At 57.5% G+C, this 23,546-nt stretch carries 14 protein-coding genes; 6 read left to right on the forward strand and 8 right to left on the reverse strand.

All coding sequences use genetic code 11. The annotated features are described in order from the left end of the window. Window positions 1-107: 107 nt before the first annotated feature. Window positions 108-1,130, reverse strand: coding sequence for a LacI family DNA-binding transcriptional regulator (locus tag O3S85_RS06520; RefSeq protein ID WP_269539015.1), 1,023 nt, complete (start codon window positions 1,128-1,130; stop codon window positions 108-110). Between the two features lie 94 nt (window positions 1,131-1,224). Continuing rightward, on the reverse strand, window positions 1,225-2,256 hold the full coding sequence (locus tag O3S85_RS06525) for a glycoside hydrolase 5 family protein (protein ID WP_269539017.1): 1,032 nt from the start codon (window positions 2,254-2,256) through the stop codon (window positions 1,225-1,227). Window positions 2,257-2,518: 262 nt separating this feature from the next. On the opposite strand from O3S85_RS06525, the gene O3S85_RS06530 reads away from it, so the two are divergent. Continuing rightward, on the forward strand, window positions 2,519-5,152 hold the full coding sequence (locus O3S85_RS06530) for a glycoside hydrolase family 5 protein (RefSeq protein ID WP_269539018.1): 2,634 nt from the start codon (window positions 2,519-2,521) through the stop codon (window positions 5,150-5,152). A gap of 443 nt (window positions 5,153-5,595) precedes the next feature. Here O3S85_RS06530 and O3S85_RS06535 read toward each other — a convergent pair whose 3' ends face one another. The 3 genes from O3S85_RS06535 to O3S85_RS06545 all read right to left on the reverse strand — a co-directional run bounded on the left by O3S85_RS06535 (window position 5,596) and on the right by O3S85_RS06545 (window position 10,672). Continuing rightward, complete coding sequence (locus O3S85_RS06535; protein ID WP_269539020.1) at window positions 5,596-7,773, reverse strand: glycoside hydrolase family 5 protein; 2,178 nt, start codon at window positions 7,771-7,773, stop codon at window positions 5,596-5,598. Between the two features lie 208 nt (window positions 7,774-7,981). Next, entirely contained in the window at window positions 7,982-9,739 is a 1,758-nt protein-coding gene (locus O3S85_RS06540; protein ID WP_269539021.1) for an SGNH/GDSL hydrolase family protein, read from the reverse strand. 159 nt (window positions 9,740-9,898) lie between these two features. Further along, on the reverse strand, window positions 9,899-10,672 hold the full coding sequence (locus tag O3S85_RS06545) for a hypothetical protein (protein ID WP_269539023.1): 774 nt from the start codon (window positions 10,670-10,672) through the stop codon (window positions 9,899-9,901). A 139-nt stretch (window positions 10,673-10,811) separates the two neighbouring features. Between O3S85_RS06545 and O3S85_RS06550 the strand changes: the two genes are divergently transcribed. Beyond that, complete coding sequence (locus O3S85_RS06550) at window positions 10,812-11,855, forward strand: LacI family DNA-binding transcriptional regulator (RefSeq protein ID WP_269539024.1); 1,044 nt, start codon at window positions 10,812-10,814, stop codon at window positions 11,853-11,855. Here O3S85_RS06550 and O3S85_RS06555 read toward each other — a convergent pair. Then, a complete protein-coding gene (locus tag O3S85_RS06555) occupies window positions 11,848-12,477 on the reverse strand; it encodes a prepilin-type N-terminal cleavage/methylation domain-containing protein (RefSeq protein ID WP_425499847.1) in 630 nt (209 codons plus the stop codon). The two genes, O3S85_RS06550 and O3S85_RS06555, sit on opposite strands and share 8 nt — an antisense overlap. Before the next feature lie 359 nt (window positions 12,478-12,836). Here O3S85_RS06555 and O3S85_RS06560 point away from each other — a divergent pair, with 359 nt between their 5' ends. Beyond that, a complete protein-coding gene (locus O3S85_RS06560; RefSeq protein WP_269539027.1) occupies window positions 12,837-15,605 on the forward strand; it encodes a bifunctional aconitate hydratase 2/2-methylisocitrate dehydratase in 2,769 nt (922 codons plus the stop codon). Between the two features lie 174 nt (window positions 15,606-15,779). Here the strand turns inward: O3S85_RS06560 and O3S85_RS06565 are convergent, their stop codons facing one another. Continuing rightward, entirely contained in the window at window positions 15,780-16,799 is a 1,020-nt protein-coding gene (locus O3S85_RS06565; RefSeq protein WP_269539029.1) for a LacI family DNA-binding transcriptional regulator, read from the reverse strand. A gap of 279 nt (window positions 16,800-17,078) precedes the next feature. Between O3S85_RS06565 and O3S85_RS06570 the strand changes: the two genes are divergently transcribed. Then, on the forward strand, window positions 17,079-18,233 hold the full coding sequence (locus O3S85_RS06570) for a glycoside hydrolase family 172 protein (protein WP_269539031.1): 1,155 nt from the start codon (window positions 17,079-17,081) through the stop codon (window positions 18,231-18,233). A 431-nt stretch (window positions 18,234-18,664) separates the two neighbouring features. Next, window positions 18,665-21,208, forward strand: coding sequence for a CBM96 family carbohydrate-binding protein (locus O3S85_RS06575; protein WP_269539033.1), 2,544 nt, complete (start codon window positions 18,665-18,667; stop codon window positions 21,206-21,208). A gap of 15 nt (window positions 21,209-21,223) precedes the next feature. Here the strand turns inward: O3S85_RS06575 and O3S85_RS06580 are convergent, their stop codons facing one another. Then, the gene (locus tag O3S85_RS06580) at window positions 21,224-21,694 is read right to left on the reverse strand and encodes a hypothetical protein (RefSeq protein WP_269539034.1); all 471 of its coding nucleotides are present in this window, start codon (window positions 21,692-21,694) and stop codon (window positions 21,224-21,226) included. Between the two features lie 106 nt (window positions 21,695-21,800). Here O3S85_RS06580 and O3S85_RS06585 point away from each other — a divergent pair, with 106 nt between their 5' ends. Then, the gene (locus O3S85_RS06585) at window positions 21,801-23,498 is read left to right on the forward strand and encodes a S8 family peptidase (RefSeq protein ID WP_269539035.1); all 1,698 of its coding nucleotides are present in this window, start codon (window positions 21,801-21,803) and stop codon (window positions 23,496-23,498) included. Window positions 23,499-23,546: the final 48 nt, after the last annotated feature.

Genomic DNA, 23,546 nt, shown 5'->3' on the forward strand with positions numbered 1-23,546 from the left:
CACTGAATTAAACCCTCACTAAATATAGCATACATCACAAGAGACCGATTGCGCAACTAGTTGCGCAACGGCACCTTTTTTGCCTGAACCAGTGAACACGTTCCGCTTTAAGCTAACAGCAGGCTCTGCCCCGGGTGCCAAACTCCCTCGACCATGGTCGTCAGCGGAACCTCGGGCACACCACGTTCGCCGCGCTGAATGGCCCCAATCATCATGTCCATTGCAGATGCGGCGACATCGCCCGGGCGCTGGTCAACACCCGATATTTCCGGATGCTCCGCCTCCCAATTGAGCGTGGCAAAGTCGACATCGCCAGGAACGTTGATACCTGCCGCCTGGAGCTCATGCATGACTACGAGATTATCGCTGATCACGACTTGCAGCTTGTTGCGCTGGCACCACTCTGGCGCGCTGTGCAGCGTCTCGTCGTTGAACAAATAACGCGCCACCTTCATCTTGCGCTTCTTGCCGTTTATCTCGTGGCGACGCTCATTGGCGACGAGTGCGGCGGACAACCACAAGTCGTCCACGCGGCGGCTCGTTTCGCCAAACAAGCACAGCCCCACACGCTCATAGCCGGCGGCAAATACCTGACGCAATGCCTCCTGCATCCCATGAAAGTGGTGAGGTGCGCTGCGGTGCAGATTTGGCGTCATGAAGGAGTAGCCAACGGTCACGGAGCTGAAGTGCTCCCAGTCCATATCAATGTGTTGGCGCACTTCTTGAATTGGGGCCATAAACAGTCCCAGGATACCGCGGCTATAAAGAATTTTGCTAAGCCGCGCGGCAGTCATCCCTTTTTCGCCGAGCCAGAAATGCTCCAGCTTGTAGCCCATGTCCTTCAGGCGCTTGGCAGCACCGGCATGGCACTTGGCGTAAAAAGGATTATCCCGCCATTCGTCGCGCTGAGAGAAGTTCGTTAAGTAGGCGATCGTCGTGATATCCGACTCCCGCGATCGCCCCCGGCGGCGCGAGGCAAAGGCCGACAGCAATGGGTCCGGCCGATAGCCCATAGTCTCCGCCACTTGCTTGATCCGCTTGCGCGTCGTTTCCGGGATTTGCGGGTTCGAGCTGAGCGCACGGCAAACAGTCGACGCGGACACCCCCGCCCGTTCGGCGATGTCCTTCATTGTTACTCGTTCCAGGGAGGTTTGAGAATCCGGGGTACTCACAGAGCGTGAGTTAACGCGCTTTCGGCTCATTCAGCAAGTGATAAAGAAGAAATCAGGCAGTCGTCAGCGCGGCCTCCATTAGCGCACGGTAAGACAACTTTGGTTCGCCATGTTGGTCCAGCAGACCCCAGGCCGTCTCAGCCGGACACGCCTCCTCCTTGCACTGCCAGCAGTAAGTTGCATCGCGCCAGTTGTAGTAAATCGCACCGAGCACGTAAGGCTTCTCGCGGTAGATTTTCATGACCTCGCGAATGTATTCCGCCTGCATTTCCTGGCTATGCTCACCGCGCCAGGCGAACTTCCATTTCTTAATGTCGCAGGGATAATGACCGGCCGCGATCTCAGCCTCGTTCATCACACCACCCGCAGAGGCGTAGCCAAATTCCATGATCACGATCGGCTTGCCGGTCAGTTCGTAGAAGCCCTCCAGATACTCCGCCCAGACTTCGGGCCCTCCCTCACGCCAGCTGCCCGGATAGCTATCGAAGCCCGCATAATCCACCGGCAGCGTATCATCACCATAGATGCCGCGCGCCAAGGCCAGACCTTCGGAAGCCTCGGTGTTGCCATCAATCACGCCAGGCATATCCGGAAACAGTGTGATGTTGATGCCGACTTTTAACTGCGGGGCCTCGTCCTTCATTGCGAGAATGCCCACCTTTAAAAACTCAATGGACTGCGCCATATCGAGCGTGTCGCGGAAAATCCAGATATCGAGTTCGTTGGCGACCTGCCACCACTGAATCAAATCGCCAAACTCCTGCGCAAAGAAGCGGCTCACGCGGTCATAGGCGTCGTAGTAAGATGCACTACCGGGTTCCAGTCCGAGTTTTGCCATCTCACGAGGTCCGGGCGTGATGCCAATCAGCTCAAAGCCCGCCTCCCGCAGATCACGTAAACGCTGTGTGGCCGAGTAAAATTCTTTCGGCTGCTTGCGGCCTTCCAGAAAGGCCAAGGGGTCAAATTGAAAATCGCCAAAGCGCAGCCAGCCAATGCCGGCGTCTTTCATCATTCGAAAATCACGGTCGCTCAGCTCGGTATATCGAGCGGCCACGCCCATCATAAATTCGTTGGTGTCTTGCATATGAGGTTAAGCAATAAGGATTCAAATATTCGCCTATCAGCGTAACCAACAGTTTGTTACAAACACATCCGCAGCAGCAACGACGGCAACGTGCAATTAGTTGCGTAGGGCCGCAATCAATTGCGCGCAGAAGGCTTTGAGGATGCCAGCGGCACACGATTAGTTGCTGTTATCCCTACCCCGGTTGTTTTCATTCCCCTGAATGCCGCGTGCGTTCTCAACCCCAACCCCCACAATAAGCATGATGCACCGAATACTACCCGTGCCCCGGGCCCTATTGGCCGGAGGCTGCTTACTCACTGCGATCTGCGGCCATGCCGCGATTACCCTCGACAACTGGTCGTCCTCCCCCTGGCAGTTAACCGGTGGCGATGTCGACTTCTCCGCTACCTTAACCGACCCCGTCTACCAGGGCGGCACGAGCGCCAGCTTCGTCTTCGCCACCCCGAAAACCGGTGTCGACGTGTCCACGCAATCCACGCCGGATGACTCCGTGGCATCGGCGTCTGTCTTTGGCGTCGAAGGCACCGGCTTTGGCGTTAGTGAAACTTACGTAGGCCGCTTTAATCGCGGCGAAAGCTTCACGCTACAAGTCGATCACGCCTTCCAGCTCAATGGCATTCGCTGGGCCGAATACCAAGGCGACGAGGCCATCCACATCGCCTGGACCAGTGGCGGCGCTACGATGAGCCAGGTCTTCGATCTGCCTGCCGGTTCGTTCTACACCACCACGAACTTCAATGATATCATCATCGACGCCAATACGCTGGTGACGATTACCAACGTCAGCGATACCAGCGCGAGCGCGAGCGGCCGCCTCCGTATTAACCAAATCTACACCGAGTTGGTCGATGCCGTCACGCTGCCGGAAATCGGTGAGACACACCTGCTGAACAACTGGAGCAGCGCCCCATGGAGCCTGACTTCAGGGCAGACCACATTCTCTGCCAATATCAGCGACACCGTCCTTGGGGACGTGCTCGTGAGCTTCTACGATCCGGTGACGGGTGCCGATATATCCGACCCACAGGCACCAGACTTTAGCAGCGCCAGTTCCTCGACCTTTGGCGTAGAGGGAACGGGGTTTGGTGTGGGCAACTCCGGCACCGGGCGCTTTGATCGCGGTGAAAGCTTCATCCTTGAAGCCGATGAAAGCTTTGAATTGCAAAGCATTCGTTGGGTCGAGTATTCAGGCGATGAAAGCGTTCACTTTGCATGGCAAAGTAATGGCGTGCCGATGAGCACGGTGATCGATCTACCCGCCGGTTCGTTCTACACCGAGACCGAGCTCAGCGGCATCTTCCCCGACGCCAACACCCCACTGGAGATCACCAACGTCAGCAGTAGCGGTGCCTACCTAAACGGACGCCTGCGCATCAACCACGTCGAGCTGGCCTTCCTCTCCAACGCCCCCGTCACCGGCAGCACCGCTGGTGCCTACATCTTCCTGCGGGACTGGCAGCAGTGGCCATGGGATGCATCCCCCGGCGACTCCACAATTAGCGGCACGCTCTGGGCACCGGAGAATGGCGGCAGTAACATTGCCTTCAACTTCCTCGCCTATGCGAACGTAGATGTGGACACGCCCAGTGCGCCGGACTTTACCAACGCCACCGCTTCGGTCTTTGGCTTTGAATCAACCGGTTTTGGCGTGGGCGAGACCAACGTGGGCCGCTTCAACCGCGGTGAAAGCTTCACCGTCACCGCCGGACACGACTTGCAGATCGATACCATTCGCTGGCGCGAAGTCCAGGGCGACGAGCAGGTACATATCTCTTGGGTGAACAACGGCACCGCGCAATCTGTCGTGCTTGATGTGACTAGTAGCACCTCGGATCTGACTGACGTGATTGCCGACGCCAACACCGCCATCGTCATCACCAACGTCAGCCCCACCACCTCATCCCTCAATGGCCGCTTGCGTGTGCAAGACTTCAAGGCGCGCGCCGTTTACGCCACAGCGCCGACCTACGATCACTCCGGCCCGGACGGCTTTGTCCAGATGATGGGGGTCAACCTGGCGGGTGCCGAGTTTAGCGGATTCGCCTTTTGGCAGGACAACCCGCAAGAGTGGGATTACTACCATAGCAAAGGGCTCGACCTGATCCGCATCCCCTTCAAATGGGAACGCCTGCAGCCCACACTCTACGGTGCGGTGGACTTCACCGACCTCGATGCCATCGTCGCCCTCGCCGATGCGCGCGGCATGAAAGTCGTCCTCGATATGCACAACTACGCCCGCTACAATGGCAACGTTATTGGCACGACCAATGTGCCCAACGCCGCCTTTGCCGATGTATGGCGCAAGCTCGCCGACCACTATAAAAACGAGTCCGCGATCTATGGCTACGGCATCATGAACGAGCCGCACGGCACTGGTGGACTCTGGCCCGCCGCCGCCCAAGCCGCCGCCGATGGCATTCGCGATGTGGACAGCAATACGTGGATCATCGTCGCGGGTGAAAACTATAGCAGCGCATCGACCTGGCGCACCAGTAACCCCAACCTCGACGTGCAGGATGCCTCCGGAAAAACCATGTATGAGGCCCACATCTACTTCGACCAAAGCTGGCCCGCCGGTGACGGCAGCTACAGCTCGTTTGACAACGAGAACCCGGAAGACGACCGAGGCGTGCGCCTGGTCCACCCGTTCCTGCTTTGGCTGCAAGAGAAGAACGCCCGCGGCTTCATTGGTGAGTTCGGCGTGCCCAACAACGACGCACGCTGGAACGTGCTGCTCGACGAGTTCATGGCCCACATCTCCGCCTACGGCATGAGCGGCACCTACTGGGCCGGCGGCGAGAACTGGGGCAACTACGCTCTGGATATCTCCCCTACCAACAGCTACACGACGGACGCCATTCCGATGCAGGTGTTGGAAAATTACGCCTTCTAGGCATGGTTTCTTTCTAAACCATCAAGGCCGCCAATTCGTTGGCGGCCTTTTTTATGCCCTGCTGGCAGTCAATCGCTGGCGCAAATCTGCTGCCCGGAGTTTCCGTATAGGCAAACTGGCAGTTTGCCCATACCCTTCGCGACAGTTTAACTATACCTTTCGTGACCGTTTAACGATACCCTTCGCAACAGTTTGCCCCTAGTTAAATGGTCACGAAACCTAGGGGCAAACAGGCACGAAACCTCTAGGTTTCGTGCCGCCAAGGTAGGGACGCACCTCCGGGGCGTCCGCCCAACAGATGGGTAATATCATAAATAGCATATCAATGCGGTCCAGCAATATGCTAGGCGGACGCCCCGGAGGTGCGTCCCTACCCCATACAAAAGCCCGGCAAACGCTTGGCTCGCCGGGCTTGGTGGGAAACTTACTTTGTATCGCAGAGTTTAGCGCATGGCCTTCATCTCGAACTGCTTGCCAGCGAGCGCTTCTTTGGCTGGTTCACCCCAGAATGGCGTGGGCGTGTAGTCCCAGTCGACCAGCATACGCGGTGTGGCACGCGGGTGAAAGCACCAGCCGGTCCAGTTGATTTTATGCTTTTGGATAAAGCCCAGCATGTCCGGCACCCACGTTGCGGGATCTTCCTGAATTTCAGACGGGATGAACTCCATCTTCTTCGGGTCGGCACCGACCTCACCCAGGAAAATCGGGTACTTCTCGGCGGCGGGCAGAACTTTCTCTTCCCAGTTGTCGTGCCAGTTGTAGGTGTGCCAGGAATACATGATACCGTTGCCGCCCTTGTCATCGAGCGCATAGCCGTTGACCACGCCTGTCAGGTCGTTACACCAGAACAAACCGCCGGCGATGATGATGTTCTTCGCGCCCGTCGAGCGAACGGCGTCCACGAGGCCCTGCATGCCCACGGACTCAAAGCCCATGTTCTTCTTCTTCTCTTCATCGGTGAGGAAGCCGGATTCGTCGGTGCCCTTCTTCGTGCCAACAAAGCCGCCATTACGCCAGACCTCCCAAGAGATGTCATGCGGCTCGTTCATCACGTCGAACAGCACTGCCGGGTGGTCCTTGTAGAGGGCGGCAAACTCTTTCCAAAAATCCGCATGTTCCTGCTTGGGAGCACGGTAACGGTGGAGATCGATCACGATGTAGGCACCACGATTGGCCGCGAGGGTGATCATCTTGTCAATGATGTCGCGATAGCCTTGGCCGCCATCTTTTTGGTAATGGCTCTTGCCCCACCAGAACTCTTCCTTCATCGGCACGCGCACGCAGTTGGAGTTCCACTCGTCGATGGCAACGACCAGCGACTTAACCGGCTGCTCGTCCATCGGCAGGGTTTCCAAGCCACCGGCATTGACGCCCTGCAGCCACACTTCGTTGCCATCGGTGTCGTGCAAGCGGTTGCCAACGACCTTCAGCATCTTCGGCCATTTGCTTGGGTCGGGCTCCTCGGCAGGGACAAACTTCGCGGCCTGTTGGCGCTCCCTGGCTGCCTTGCGTTCCAGCACGGGCGCGGGGTCAATCGGCTTCAGCACAAAGTCGTCCAGCTCGTAGGTCCCGGCCTTCACGTTGAACAGCGCAGGCATCAGAACGAGCGTAGCCGCGTTCTCTGGGACGAGGAAATCTTTGCTCTTTTCCACCCAGCCCTGGGTGTCCTTTTGCGAATAAGAGGGAGACGGATTACCGCCGATCTTCTTACCGTTAGCGTCCTTCCACTCCAGCATGATGCGCGCGTCAAACCACGGTTTCTCGCCCTTCTGAAGACCGGTCACATTTTGCTTCCAGCTCAGCTCAAGCGCTTCGGTATTAGCCGGAATATCGACCTCTCGGTAGTCGTTGACCATCTTACCCGGCTCCGTGCTGACCAGTTGCAGGTAGTGGTTGCCGTCTTTTTCGACGATATTTTTCTTGTTCGCCCAGCGGCCCTCGTGGTCCCACCCCGGAACCAGCGAACCAGTCTGGGCAAGCTGCTTGGCGGCCTTCTCCTGGCGGCTGGCCAGCTTGGCACGTTCCTTCTCTTCGCGTTCCAAGCGGGCCTGCTCGGCCGCAGCGCGCAGAGGCTCCGGATCAGTAGGCATCAACACGAGATCATCGATGTCGAACGTGCCCGCCTTGACCTGAAACAGGCACGGCATAAACTTGAGCGTCTTGGCTTCCGGCGGGACGATGAAGGCCGTCTTTTTCTCGACCCAGCCAGCCGTGTCGCGGCGGGTGGAGGGAGCCTTGGGCGTCGGCCCGATCTTAGAGCGATCCTCCGTGAGGAATTCCATCAAGATGCGCGCGTCGAACCACGACTTTTCGCCGACTTCGAGCCCGGTTACGCGCTGCTTCCAGGTCATCTCAATCGCCTCGACGCCATAAGGAATCGGAATCTCCTGGTAGAGCATGACCATGGCACCAGGCTCGGTGCTGCTCAAGCGGATGAAGTGGTTGCCCTCCTCGACCTCCCAACTGCCGCCGGTTTTGAGCTTAGCCCAGTTGTCTGGCCAGCTGTCCAGATCAGCATCGGTTTCGAAACCGGTATTGGATACTAGGGGCTCAGCGTGAATGACAGCCACGGAAGCGCAAAGCGCGATGAGGCGTAAAAAGGTGCGGGATAATTTGTTCATGTTGCCAATGGGGGTTCATGAATCGGCTTACAGTATAATCGGCCGAATCGTTCTTTAACCACAGTGAAATTTAGTTTTCTGCTCAAGGGGACCCCAGCGCAATATGTTGCGTTATATGGGTGTTTACAGGTTGAAGGTGAGTGTTTTCAAGCAGCTCAAACCGATTGGCGAGAGCGCTTGCCGGTTGTCAATGGGCAGCAAAAGCCGATCAGGTTTCGTCGGCCTGCAATTTTAAAAAGCAAGGCGTCGCGCCGGACACCTTGACCCGCCAACGCTTGAGCGCCGCGCTGCCATCGCCGTCCGGATCGGCTTGCAGGGTTTCCTCGATTACGTTGACGCCATCTGGCGAAAGCGCGGTCCAGGAACTCGGCAGCAAATCCTCGCTGCGGAGCACCGAATACTGGATGCCGGTGGCGAGTTGATTCGTGCGAAAGTCAAAGGTCAGCCACGGGCCATCGGCCGTATCGGAGTCGGTGCTGAAGGTGGCCGTCTTGCCCGCAAGGTTGTCCAGCGGCGGAAGATCGAGCGCGTAGGCGAACCAGTTGGAAACGCCGTCGTGGTTGGGATCGGCCTCCGGGCTGGAGTCCTCGGCACCCCAGTCGATGGCATCCGACCAGTCGAGGTAGCTCAGTGTTTCGTTGGCTGCGAGAATGGCCTCAAACGCGGCTCTTAGCGGAACGGCGGCCAACGCATAACCCTGGCCATTGGGGTGCGTGCCGTCTTTGGTCGCATAGTCGTTGGCACCGGTCGTCACCCAATAATGATCGTCAGTGGGGTCCGCCACCGGCGTTAGCGTATCGACGAGCACGTCGATCAAGCCCTGCGAAAGTGCGGTCTCCAAATGGGCGTTTAGCTGATCGCGCTCACCGCCCTCGCCCCAACCGTTGTTGGGCGTTTGGTCGGCCAGGCTGGTCCAGTTACCAGAGGCCGATGTCGTGCGCGGCATGAGTTTGGTCCGCAGAACTTTTTCCACGCCAGCGTCGCGCGCAAGTTGCCAGATCGCCTGGAGGCGCGTATAAATTACGTCGGCATCTCCCGTCCCGTTGGACCCGATGTCGTTCGTGCCGTATTCTTCGACCACCACATTGGCAAAAGGCAGGAACACTTCGCGCATCGCATGGGAGTTGACAAAGGTATTCGCGGATTCACCGTGGCGCGCCAGGCTAAGCATGCCGACTGCGTTCTCGCCATCGCTGTCCAGGGCCGCGCGATCCAGAAAGCCGCTCCCTGAGATGACGGGCGTCGGGTTCGTCGCGTCGCCGGAGCCGTGGAGAATGCTGTCGCCCAAGCCAATCACCGACAGGTAACCCGGCCCCGTGAAGCGCCCGCCAAACATGACGGCGAGGCCGTTAGTACGTTGATTTTTACCCGTGATGTTTGGCACGGCACCCGCAGTATCCACCGTCCCCGGATCATTGGCCGGATCGTAAAAAAGAAACTTCGAGCCGCTGTAGGTCGCATAAACGCCGAGGCAGGCTTTGCCGTCTGTCGCTGGCACACTGCCCTTCACGTGCAGCCAGAAAACTTCGTCGCGTTGCGGCGTGCCACCCGTCCAGACCGAGGAGTCCACGGGGTCCGCCATGTAGTAAGGCTCGGCGACACCGCCCAACAGCACCACCTCACGTTCGCCGTCGAAAGTCAGCGGCACGATCTGGCCATCGCTGTCGCGCTCCAACCAGGCATAGCTGATCGTAACGTCGCTGCTGTTAATGACCTCGCCACTGTAGCCGACGGCCCAGTTCATAAAGGCGATATCGATCTCTGCCACCGGTCCGCCGAGCTTGTGTGGCGTGCGTTGCCAGAACGCAGTGTTCGTCGCCCCGGGCGAATAGGTAAACGGTGACATGCGGCTATTCGTGCCAACCACACGCATCGGCTGCACGTCGGCCATCGTGGACAAGGTTGGGACTAACACCGAGGCCAGTAAAAGGAACCGGCGAATTTTGAGGATGAAGCAATAAGACATTGGGGATTCGTAAATGTTTTCAGATCGCATTGTGCCGGGTTTGTGCCTTCAGTCCGAAACGTTCGCGGCACAACGAATTGCGTGCGTGAGAAAATTGAAAAAAAAGTCGCTAACGCGGAGTTATTCACCCCGCTTGAATCTAAAAAGCTTGTCTCGTAACTAGCGCTTCTGGGACCGGCGTCGCACCGCAAACCCCAAGGCCGCGCATGCAAAAATCGCGGCATAAAGGCCAGGCTCGGGCACCACCGTCAGGGTGTTATCGTGCGTGATGTTGTCGAAATACAGCGTATTGTCATCGGCGCTGAAGGAGCGGATCAGGAAAGAATTCACCAGCTTATCACTCGTGTGGTCGTAGATCCCCGCTGCGATAACGGTAGTGGAAACCGTGTCATAGAAATAGAGCGCAGTCTGGCCTGCCCCCAGCGTAGCGCCGGTGCCGGCAATCGTCTCCGATGCGCCCGAGCCGTTATGGACAATGTAAGTCACGTAAGCGCGATCCAGCTCCAAGGTGGGCAATGAGCCGGATACGAGGGAAGTGTTGTTGATCGCGGTCAGCACGCCATTGTTAATACTCCATGCGGCGTAGGCGTTGGCATTGACGTCTCCCTGCCCGATGCCAAAGCGCGTAATGCTGGACTGCCCTGTTGTGGGCTCAAACAGGTCAAAGCTATACGTCATCAACGTGCTCACGGAGGCCACGCGTACGAACGAAGAACCGCCATCGAGATAACCAAACTGGTTGGGCGATCCAAAGGGAGTTGCCGTTGTCTGGTCGGCCACGCCAAAGCCGGAGTAAATCTTGCCGCCACCACTGGTCGACTGATCGTTGGCCACCGGGTAGGATTCGAAGTCATCAAAGAAAACCACTGAGCCATTCAAGGCGGTCAGGCAAAGGCAGCCAGCGAGGCTGGCGAGAAGGGGCGTAATATTCATTAGGGTATGCTGGGTTTGGGTTAACAAATTAATTGCTGATAAGTAAATCAACCCAGAGTACGAATGACAAACTCCGCGAATTTAAACGCGTTTAAGTGCTGGATTAGTGAGGAATTAGCGCCATCATGGATTGTAAGAAATGTCCGACGCATCCCCAACCATTCGAGACATCGCCCATGCACTGAAAATCAGCCCGGCAACTGTGTCACTCGCTCTGCGCAACGACCAGCGCATCGCCAAGCAAACACGGGAGCGGGTCATTTCGACTGCCCGGCAAATGGGCTATCAACTCAACCCCGCCATCGCCTCACTGATGTCCCAGGTGAGGACTCAACGCAGCATCACTTACCAGGAAACCATTGCCTGGCTAAACTTCTGGGAAGATCGCGACACCTACCAGAAAACCGGCGTCGAGTTTCAGCGCCGCATGTGGCAGGGAGCCCTCCGGCAGGCGACGGAGCTCGGCTACAGTTTGCAGAATTTCTGGATGCACGAGAAAGGCATGACCCATCATCGCATTAATGAAATTCTCCAAGCACGCGGGATTCGCGCCATAGTGATTCCACCGCTGCCGGAGTCGGCTGGTATTCCGAATTTTGATTGGTCCAACTTCTGTGGAATCTGCACGTCTTACACGATTACCGAACCACACTTCGACCGCGTCACACCAAACCATTTTCATAACATTCAACTCATCCTGAATAACCTGCGTCAACGCGGCTACCAGCGGCCGGGTCTGCTCCTGCCCCAAGGTTACGATGAGCGAACCGGCCATCGTTGCCTGGCGGCTTACTACCTGATGCAGCAAGCCATGCCGAAAAAGAACCGTATACCAGCCCACATCTGCGACCCCATACGCATCGACGACGCGATCATTAATTGGCTCAAGAAATACCAACCCGATGCCGTCATCATGATGGGCACCCATAAGGACATTAAGAAAGCATCCGCATTAAGCGCAGACTATTTGGCGCGTCTTGGCATTGTCCTGATGAGTAATGCCAGCAGCGACGCCGGATTCTGCGGCATTGATGAAAACCCGGACATCATCGGCGCAACGGGGGTCGAGCTGCTTGCCCTGGCGCTACAGCGAAATCTCTCAGGGACTCCGGAGCATCCCCGGTTGATTCAAATTGACGGCCACTGGGTGGAGGGCCAGTCAGCCCCTGCGCTGGTTAATTAACCGCACGCAAGTCCACCGAGACATCGATTTGCTCCACATGCCCGTCGAAAAAGAGCGTGTTACGGTAGTTACCGTGGACCGGCTTTTCCGGCAGAAACTTCGACCACCCCGCCGTGGGAACGAGAACGGCATCGGCCTCGGTATACATCGGCGCTTTGCTGGGGTCTTGAAGCAGCAAGTAAGATTTCCCCCAAGGCGGTTGGCTGGCGTAGTCCTCGCTATTGGTTAGCTTAACGGGCCAGTTACCAATCAGGCTTGGCCCGGGGCCACGGCGATTCGCTGACCAGCCAGACCATGCCAGGGTGGCGTCGTAAGTCATTTTGTCTTCGCTCGTGCTCCAGGTGTCCGATGCCGGTACATCCAAATAGGAACCAAACAGTGTCTGTATTCGTCGCGGGTCCCGATTGTAATACGGGCCCTGTCCGCTGAAGGGCGTGCCGAGATGGGAAGTCGGCAGCAGGTTGTTATTGTCCTGCAAATACATTTGGAACGCCGCTCCAATCTGCCGTATCTGCGAGGAGCACTGTGCCGAGCTGGCGCGGGTTTTCACCCCGGATAGCACCGGGATTAAGATCGCCGCCAAAACACCAACGATGGCAATGACGGTTAACAACTCGATCAACGTAAAGCCGCGTCGAGATTGATGGGGTAAAGAACAAATGCGGGGCAACATAGATGAATTTTGCTTATAAAATTGAGTAATGGCAACGCCGTCTTTACGCAACTAGTTGCGCCCTCTCGCTCGCAGATTAGCGATACAGCCAAACGAGGTGAAATTGGACCAAGGCCGAAAGCTTGTCCGCCCCAAACCGGCTATCGCAGCGATTCATCCTGGGCGCGTGCATGAATCTTCTTGAGCAAATAAAAATATCTCTGGTAGGCTTAATTTTTGCTTACTTTGCGATCCTTGCCAGATTTCTTGCATATCGCTTTTAACGACACATCAAACATTGGCTTTAACCGATATCCGCGCCGGTACACATGAACTTATACACGGACTACATCAACGAGATCGAAGAACGTAAAAATCAAGGCTTGCACCCCAAGCCCATTGACGACGGTGCACTGCTCGCCGAGATCATTGAGCAAATCAAAGACCTCGGTCATGAACACCGGGAAGACTCCCTCAAGTTCTTCATCTACAACACGTTGCCCGGCACCACCAGCGCGGCTGGCGTGAAAGCCCAATTCCTCAAGCAAATCATTCTGGGCGAAGCGGTCGTCGCAGAAATTTCACCTGAGTTTGCCTTTGAGCTGCTGTCCCACATGAAGGGTGGACCGTCCGTAGAAGTGCTTCTCGACTTGGCGCTGGGCAACGACGAAGCGATCGCCAAGAGCGCGGCCGACGTCCTCAAAACGCAGGTTTTCCTCTACGACGCCGACAGTGATCGCCTCGCCGACGCCTACAAAGCTGGCAATGCGGTCGCCAAGGACATTCTCGAAAGCTATGCCAAGGCCGAGTTCTTCACTAAACTGCCCGATGTCGAAGAAGAGATCGACGTGGTGTGCTACATTGCCGCCGAGGGTGACATTTCCACCGACCTCCTTTCACCTGGCAATCAGGCACACTCCCGCTCCGACCGCGAGCTCCACGGCAAGTGCATGATCTCCGAAGCCGCGCAAAACGAAATCCGCGAGCTCCAGGCAAAGCATCCCGGCAAGCGCGTCATGCTGATTGCCGAAAAGGGTACCATGGGCGTAGGCTCGTCCCGCATGTCCGGCGTCAACAACGTCGCGCTCTGGACCGGCAAGCAGGCCAGCCCCTATGTCCCGTTCGTGAACATCGCTCCCATCGTAGCGGGCACCAATGGCATTTCTCCAATCTTTTTGACCACCGTCGGCGTGACGGGTGGCATCGGCCTCGACCTCAAAAACTGGAAGAAGAAGCTCGATGAAAACGGCAATCCGATTCTCGATGACAACGACGACCCCGTGCTTGAGCAGGCGTATTCCGTCGCCACGGGCACCGTTCTCACGATCAACACCAAGAAGAAAAAACTCTTCAATGGCGACCAGGAGCTGACGGATATTTCTTCCGCGCTCACGCCGCAAAAGGTGGAATTCATCAAGGCTGGTGGCTCCTATGCCATTGTCTTCGGCAAGAAGCTCCAAACCTTCGCCGCGAAAACCTTGGGCGTGGAACAAGCGCCGGTCTTTGCGCCGTCCAAGGAAATTTCACACCCCGGCCAGGGCCTCACCGCTGTTGAGAAGATCTTTAACAAGAATGCCGTGGGCGTAACCGATGGCCTCACCTTGCATGCGGGCTCGGACGTCCGCGTGAAGGTTAACATCGTCGGTTCTCAGGACACCACCGGGCTGATGACCATGCAAGAGCTGGAAGCCATGGCCGCCACCGTGGTATCGCCGACGGTTGATGGTGCCTATCAGTCGGGCTGCCACACGGCGTCGGTTTGGGATAAAAAGGCGCAGGCCAATATCCCGCGCCTGATGCAGTTCATGAACAATTTTGGCCTGATCACCGCGCGTGACCCTAAGGGTGTTTATCACGCGATGACGGACGTCATCCACAAGGTGCTCAACGACCTGACGGTGGACGAATGGGCGATCATCATTGGCGGCGACTCCCACACCCGCATGTCCAAGGGCGTAGCCTTTGGCGCGGACTCCGGCACCGTCGCGCTCGCGTTGGCCACCGGTGAGGCCACCATGCCGATCCCGGAATCCGTCAAGGTGACTTTCAAGGGCGACCTCAAGGACCACATGGACTTCCGCGACGTCGTCCACGCCACCCAGGCGCAGATGCTGCAGAAGTTTGGCGAAAACGTCTTCCAGGGCCGCATCATCGAGGTCCACATTGGCACCCTGCCCGCCGACCAGGCCTTTACCTTTACTGACTGGACCGCCGAAATGAAGGCCAAGGCCTCCATCTGCATTTCCCAGGACGAGACGCTCATCGAATCACTGGAGATCGCCAAGAGCCGCATCCAGATCATGATCGACAAGGGCATGGATAACGATGCCCAGGTCCTCCAGGGCTTGATCGACAAGGCCAACAACCGCATTAGCGAAATCCGGACCGGCGTGAAGCCCGCGCTGACACCCGACGCCAACGCCAAGTACTTTGCCGAGTTCGTCGTCGACCTTGATCAAATCGTCGAGCCGATGATCGCCGACCCGGACGTCAACAACGAGGACGTTTCCAAGCGCTACACCCACGACACCATCCGCGCCCTCTCCTATTACGAAGGTGCGAAGCACGTGGACTTGGGCTTTGTCGGATCCTGCATGGTCCACAAGGGCGACTTAAAGATTGTTTCGCAGATGCTGAAGAATCTCGAAGCCCAACAAGGCAAGGTCGAGTTCCAAGCGCCATTGGTAGTCGCCGCGCCGACCTACAACATCATTGACGAGCTCAAGGAAGAAGGCGACTGGGACATGCTCCAGAAATATTCCGGCTTCGTCTTCAATGACGATGCCCCGAAAAATGCCGCGCGCACCGAATACGAGAACATGATGTATCTGGAGCGCCCCGGCTGTAACCTCTGCATGGGTAACCAGGAAAAGGCCGCCAAGGGCGACACCGTCATGGCGACCTCGACGCGCCTCTTCCAGGGACGCGTGGTGGAAGACTCCGAACGCAAAAAGGGTGAATCCTTGCTCGCATCGACGCCCGTCGTGGTGCTGTCCGCGATCCTTGGCCGCACGCCAAACTTCGAGGAATACAAGGCCGCCGTTGAAGGCATCAATCTGACCAAGTTCGCTCCGCCGATGAGCGCTATGAGTAGCTAACTGCTACCATAGCCGCTCGGATTGGGCGCATACATCAGGCGGGCACCACCCGCTCAAGGTTCAATCAACCGTAAGTGTGAAAGCTCGTTCTGCTTATTCCGCAGCATGAGCTAGTCCGATACTGCATTAAAATCACCATGGACTAAGACCAAACCTCTTAGAGTAGTGCTGCGTCTACGGGCGCCGTGGTGACGGGCCCAAAGTATCGCGCAGGACTAGTTCACAACGCAGTGATGAATATTGAGGCGGCTCTTCGGTATGCTCCATCCGGGTTTTCAGCATCCGCATAACCTCATTGGCCAACGCCGTGCGATCCGTACGAATCGTCGAGAGGCCAATTAATTTCGCCTCTGCAACATCGTCACTACCGAGCAATGAAAAGTCCTTCGGGATCGATAAGCCACGATAACGTGCCTCATAATAAATCGACCCCGCCGTATAGTCGTTGTACGCCACGATCGCAGTCGGGTAACTACCGAGTCGCTTCCAGCGGTCCATGGCCACGGAACCAGCCTCTTGGCCATCCACGTCGAACACCGAATGCTTTTCATCAAACTGCATGTCCACCGCCTCCAGTTGACGCAGCAGCACACTATACTTACCCAGCGGTTTCGCTCCGGGCGGAATCTGGCCGACATACGCCACGGACTGGTGGCCGACATCGCGCAGATATTTCAGCGCCTGCGCCATGCTGTTGTCGTATTCAAAACCGATCCCGTCAAAATCACCGCCCAGATTACCATAGAGAAACAGCAACGGATAACCCCACGATTTCACTTTCTGATAAATATCCAGATTCGTATTCGCGCGAATGGGATTAATGACCATGGCATCGGTCTCCCCGGCTGACCAGTGTAGGATCGTGTTCGCCTCGGTCTCCATATCGTCGTGCGTAAGCGCGAGAATTGAAGAAGACCCGCTGGCGGAAATGGCGCGATCCAACTGCTCATAAAGCTCGGAGTAATTCGTGTTGCGCAAGTTCGGCAAAATGATGCCAACACGCCCACTGTAGCCACGCTTGAAGTTTCTCGCCGATGGATTCGGATGGTAGCCGATCTCACGCGCCGCTTTCAGAATTCGCTCCTTGGTTGCGGTGCTGATCCCCTTCTGTCCGTTGAAGGCTCGGGAAATCGCTCCATGGGAGAATCCCGTCTTCTTGATCAGATCTTTGAGTGTAGGTCGCTTCTCGGGCATTGGATGTCAGTGAATATACTAATAGCTAATCGATGCAACCGATTGGCACAAAGCGAGTCAAGTCGTGAACGTAAACTCAGGCACAACGTCCAGGGCTGCGTCGATGTCCCGAAAATCAGCGGCACCGTCATCAAGCTAGATCGATGAGCGCCCAGCCTTAGCAAAAGCGCCCGGGCGCTTTTTTGTGTCGCGGGCGGAAATCACTTGTCCATGCGAAAGTGAACGTTATACCTCGATGGTTCAATCCTCCAACAACGAACCCCCGATCCGCTTAACACGATGAATTCATTCAATGGCCTCGGCCTTCATTTGGGCAATCTGTCCCTACTTTCCAAAGCCAAAACGCGCTCAATTTCTCCCGAGAACCCAAATGGTGAAGTCTCCGGTGGTGGACGCGCCGTGCCCGAGCTCGATGAGCAAGGCAAACCCGCCGGGCCCGCTCGCTACCTGGGCAAAGGTTGGAAGGTCCGCCCATTCATCGAGATCCAACCCGGCGAAACCGCCGAGATCGCTAACATCGAAGGCCCGGGTGCCATTCAGCAGATTTGGATGACCCCGACCGGCGTCAATCGTACCTCTATAATCCGTTTTTACTGGGATGACCAGGAGTTGCCGTCCGTCGAGTGCCCGGTGGGTGATTTCTTTGCCAGCCCCTACACGAGCTTCAACGTTTTCGCGCAAGTTACCTCGCTGCCAGTCTGCGTGAACCCGGGCAATGCGTTCAACTGCTATTGGGAAATGCCATTCCGCAAACGGTGCCGCATCACGATCGAAAATCGGGACGTCAATACGCCGATCAAGGTCTATTACCAGATCAACTACACCCTGACCGACGTTCCGGAAAACGCCGCGTATTTCCATGCGCAGTTCCGCCGCAGCCGCCCCGTGATGGAAGGCGAAGTTCACACGATCCTCGACAACATCTCCGGCGCGGGCCACTACGTCGGCACCGTGATGGCCTGGCAGGTCAACCACAATGGCTGGTGGGGCGAAGGCGAAATCAAGTTTTACCTCGATGGCGACGCGAAGCCGGAAGTCTCCAACGGCGAGGTCGTGGGTGGCTCCACGGGCTACCCGACCATCTGCGGCACAGGCGCGGAAGACTACTTCTGCGGCTCCTACAATTTTGAGAACAAAGAGACCAAGCAATACCAGGAGTTTACCACGCCCTACGCCGGCATGCCACATGTCGTGCGCCCGGACGGTGTCTACAACGCCAACACCCGCTTTGCGCTCTACCGCTGGCACGTGATGGACCCCATCCGTTTTGAAGAGGACATCAAGGTAACGATCCAATCCCTCGGCTGGACTCGCCGCGGCGACTTCCTACAGCGCCTCGACGACATTGCCTCGGTCGCATTCTGGTATCAAACCCTCCCGACCCCAGCCACCTTCCCCGAGCTGCCCAAAGGCATCGCAATCGACAATATCTAACGCGACGCCTTTTAACTGAGCACAGCAGCCACCAGCCACATGGCTGACCATAACGATCCGAATTAGCTTAGCTGGCGGATAACGCATTGTCTCCGCCAGCATTCTGCTGGATCGGTTGGATATGGATCGTGTGCATGTGAGGTCCCCAACAAAGCGGCGCATTCACCGATCAAAAAAAGCCCCTGCCGACACGGCTACACTCAACGCGCTACCTCGCCTTTAGCCACACGATGCTATACGGGTAAATCATCAAAGCTTTAGACGTGGGGAACACGGTCGGCTATGAAGGGATTTGTTACCACCCTTCACCCCAACCCCACTCCATCATGTATGTGTCTAAGCTCTCGTTGACTGTCTCGTGTACTAATCGCACACGCAGAACCCACCACTCATGCAAACGGCTCCTCGTAGCGTTATTCCTGAGCGCGCTCTTGGCCATATCGCACACTGCTCAGGCCAATATCTTGGAAACCTTCGATTTCGAAACCGGAGATTTGTCGCAGGTCGGCTCCACCGAAACCGAGGGGGCCAGCGCGAGCGTCTCAGCCAGCTCCGCCCAAGCGCGTCAGGGGACTTACTCGATGCGCTCCTACATGCAGAATCAGGACAAGCGCGCAGAAATCGTCAGCAGTCGGCGCGGAACCGTGGGCGGCGAGCATTGGTATGGCTGGAGCATCTATCTTCCCGCCAATGCCGGAGACACCACCCAGGACATCATTTCCCAGTTTCACGATTGGCATTCATCGCAGCCGTCATGGGCTAAAGACGGCGTTGCACCCACGTGCATTGTCGCCAAAACCAACGGCCATTTGCAGATGGATTTGAAGTTTCAAAAGATCGGGCTCAACGAAACTGAGCACGATTACTTCGACCTCGGAGCATTCACACCCAACGCGTGGAATGACATCGTGATCCACGTCAAATGGACGCATGAGACGACCGGCTTCATGAAAATCTGGGTCAACGGCGTGCTGCAAATGGACTACACCGGGCCTACCTATCTCGACTACGGTCCTGGCAACGGCCCCTACTTCAAAATGGGCAACTACAAGGGCGTTTATCATTGGTCCGGTGATTCGCCACGCACCTACTACATGGACGAATATCGCATGGGCGACGCCTACGCTAGCTACGCGGATGTCAATCCCGCCCGCAGCATGCATGACGCGGCGCTTATTGCCTACGAGGGCTTCGACTACGCAGTGGGCTCCGTGGACGGCGCAAATGGCGGCATCGGCTGGGCGTCAGCCTGGAGCGAATGGGGTAACGGCGGCGACGCCTCCACCATCGCCGATTCTTTCAGCTATGCCTCACTCGCCAGCACGGGCAATCGCTTTCGCGTTTACGACACGGACGGCAACCGGCAGGGCATTGTCCGCACCTTGTCCACAACCCTCGGCGCAACCGAAGGCACTTACTGGATATCCTTTATCGCCAAAAAGAATCACTCCGGGCGCGAAGCCTACATCGAATTTGGCGACATGGCTTTACGCGCTTACCAGAGCAACGATTGGGAAATTAAAACGCCGGACACCAGCTACACCACGCTCACCGGCGCGGGCTACGCCGCCCAGCATTTGTTCCTGATCCGCGTCGATGCCGGTGCCGTTAATGACACCGTCTCTGCGTGGGTCGATCCCGACCTGGCCAGCGGTGAGCCGTCCACGGGCAGCGCCCTCGTCACCCTGACAGACGCGGGCGGCTTCACCTTTGACACGGTAAACATCCAACACGGCGTCTGGGGTAACGCCATGCAATCCAGCGAATGGGACGAGCTCCGCATCGGCGAATCGTTTGCTGCCGTAACCCCTGCTCCCAGTGCACCGCTCTTTGTCTACGAGGCGTTTGACTACGCAACAGGCAGCCTTGATGGTGCCGATGGCGGCTTCGGGTGGAGCACGCCCTGGATAATCAGCGGTGGCGCGGGCTACGCCGAGGTCCTCAGCGCAGGCTTTGACTACACCAATCTGGTGAGCCAGGGTAATCGTTTTAAAATCTACGATACCGACGGCGTGCACCAGACGGCGACCCGCCAACTCGCCCAAAGCGTCGGCGCAGAAACCGGCGAATATTGGCTGTCTTTCCTGACCAAGAAAAACAGCTCCGGCCGCACATCGTCGATCGATTTCGGTGGCCTCTCCTTCAAGGCGGCCAGCGGAGACTGGCAGGTCAAGGGCCCGACGACCAGCTACGCAACCATAACGGGTGCTGCCTACAACGAGCTACACTTTTTCCTGGTGCGCATGGATGCCAGCCCAGCGGGCAATACCATCCATGTGTGGGTCGACCCCGACCTTAGCCTGGGCGAGCCGTCGACCTCCGGCACCGACCTCACCTTGAGCGACGAAGCTTTCTTCAGCTTTAATACGCTCGCGATTAAGCACGGCCCCTTTGGCAACTCCTCGCAGTCTGCCGAATGGGATGAGCTGCGCGTCGGCACCAGCTTTGCAGACGTTGTCACCGGTGATTTCACCAATGCCTTGGAAACCGACGCCGATGCTTACGTGCGCAACGGAAGCTACGCCAACACCAATCACGGCCTCGCCTCATCGCTTTGGGTTAAAGCCGACGCCAGCGACGAGTATAACCGCCGCATCTTCCTGCGCTTCGACTTGTCGGGCTACTCCGGCAGCATCACCAGCGCCACCCTGTCGCTGATGCCCAACACCGTTGGCTCCGGCATTGCAAACACCGACTTGCAAGCCTACCTCGTCAGCAACGACAGTTGGGCCGAGACTGGCATCACTTGGAACAACCAGCCAGGCTACAGCACGCTGTTGGACACCATTAGCGGATCTACCATTCAAAACGGCGTCGCCGTAGAGTTCGATCTATCTTCCGCTGCCAGTAGCGAACAAAGCGGCGATGGTGCGCTGTCCATCGTCATCGTTAGCACGTCAGCGGGCAGTGATCGCTATGTGGTCTTTGACAGTTACGAAGCTGCCGGTGATCAGCCTTTGCTCATCCTCGAATAGCAAGTTGAAACGTCCTCATCCGGCCAATCCGGATGAGGCGACTATAAAGCCCATGACGAGGCCATAGATTACGTGCGCGAGCCCATGTGTGAAACCAACGACCCACGTTGCTTTGCGAAACTCAGGCAGCGGGTGAAAGTCTGAAATCGAGGCGACCAGGCCCACCGCCACCACTGCGCCATGCAACACGCCAAACAACCCGCCCAGTAGAAAGACGGCACCAAAGCTCGTCGCACCAATGGCCATTAAACCCCAAGTGTAAAGCAGGCCAAAAAACACGCCGGAGACGAGGTGAATAATCAGCCCAACCTGCGCCGCCCGCTCGCGGGAATGCGTCAGTAGGCTGCCGAGCGCAATGATCATGTTACCTTTGGTCACATTGGTGCGCTCAAAGAAATAAAGCAGACCGGAAAAAGCCGCTGTGGCCAGCAGTCCGCCGAAAAAACTGAAGAAGAGATAGCTAACGATGAGATTCGCGGAGTCCATTTAATAACATTAAGCCAGCTAATGACTTATGTCAAATTCCGCAACTTTTACGAAAAGCTGATGTTGTAGTGGGAAGCAGAATGCTGTTTGATGCATCGAACTTTCCATGAGCCGTAAGCCCATTATTTTTGCCCTCGGCGCACTCGTGCTAATCACGCTGGCGGTCGCCTTTTGGCTGGGCCGTCAGGACACGGCGGAGCGCCCCGCGCAAACTACAGCGAAGCAGGAAACCCCGACAACACCTGTACACCGGACATCCACCGGGCAAACCTCCGGCACGGCACCAGAGCTCACGCGTCAGCCCGTCATGCCCGCCAAGTTGCCCCGTGAAAAGCGCAACGTGAAGAGCGGCGAAGTCATTCCCGGTGAAACCATTTTACACTTCGAGAACAAGGCCGCGCTCGATGAGGCCATCCGCATTTTGACCAACGCAGGCGTTCCCATGAAAGGTAGCATCGGGCCGCTCGGCATGCTTCGCGTAGAGCTACCACCCGGTGGGCTTGATCGCCTGAAACAATTGCTTGGCGACCGCATTATCGACGAATCCACCAACGTGCGCGTTGCCCTGCCCGAACCCATCGACGCCCAACCCGACGGCGCGCATTTGCAGGCTTTCGGCGATCAGTGGATCGAGCTGCTTGGGGCCACAGGCGACATTTCCGACTGGGGCAAGGGTGTGCGCATCGCCGTCATCGACGCCGGCGTCACCAACCACCCGGCACTTAGCGGCGCACGCATCGACCGCTATGCCTTGATCGAAGAACTCGTCGCTAACGGCCATGGAAATGCCGTGACCTCGCTGATCGTTGGCAACGGCATGCCCGGCCAGCCCCGTGGCCTTGCCCCGGCGGCGCAGATCCTCGCCTACCAAGCCATGGGCGAAGACAGCGGTAACGCTTTCACCATTGCTCAGGGCATCGTCGATGCTGTCGACCACGGCGCGAACATCATCAACCTCAGCCTTGGTGGCTGGGGCGATACACCAGCCGTCCGCAGCGCCGTGCAATACGCCACCGACGCGGGCGTGGTCATCGTCGCCGCCGTCGGCAACGACCGTCTCGACCAAATCACCTATCCTGCGGCCTACCCCGAAGTCATTGCGGTGACCTCTGTCGATGCCGGGCTCCACTGGGCCGAGTATCCCAATGCTGGCCTTGAGGGCGAGTGGCCCGACATCGCGGCACCGGGCGTCGGCCTGCCCGCCGCCTACAACGATCGCGAACTCATTTCCTTCAGCGGCACCTCGGCGGCAACGCCCGTTGTCAGCGCCGCCATCGCCGCCTATATGTCCGAAACGGGTGCCAGCGCCACAGATGCGGCGGCGGTCGTTATCAAGCAAGCCAGTGACCGCGGTGAACCCGGCACAGACCCCTTCCTGGGCGAAGGCGTGCTCGACATGACCCGCGTCATGCGCGCCAACGAACGCGGCGTGCTCGACCTCGCCGTGACAGATCACTACGTCGACGCCGCCCTCGCCACCAACGCCGGCCTGCCGGTGCGCATCGGCATCCAGAACCGCGGCACCAGTGTCGTCAACCGCCCCGTTCTCACGCTCATGATCGGCGCGCAGAACAACCGCTCCACGATACAGTTTGGCCCCATGGCCCCCGGCCAAGTCATCGAATACGAAGCGGTAATCCCGTCAGAATTTTTCACCACTGGCCACCCCGCCGCCATCGGCGCGATCATCAGCACCGAAGAAGGCGAAGACGTCAACGCGGGCAACAACGTCATCGTCACCGCCTACGGCGTCACGCTTGATGAAGACGGCAACGAGACCTTTATCGAGGCTCGCGTCCAGTAATGATCCAAAGGTAGGGCGCAGCTTACAAGCAAGCCACATCAGCGGAGT

Source organism: Cerasicoccus sp. TK19100, assembly GCF_027257155.1.
Lineage (GTDB): Bacteria > Verrucomicrobiota > Verrucomicrobiia > Opitutales > Cerasicoccaceae > Cerasicoccus > Cerasicoccus fimbriatus.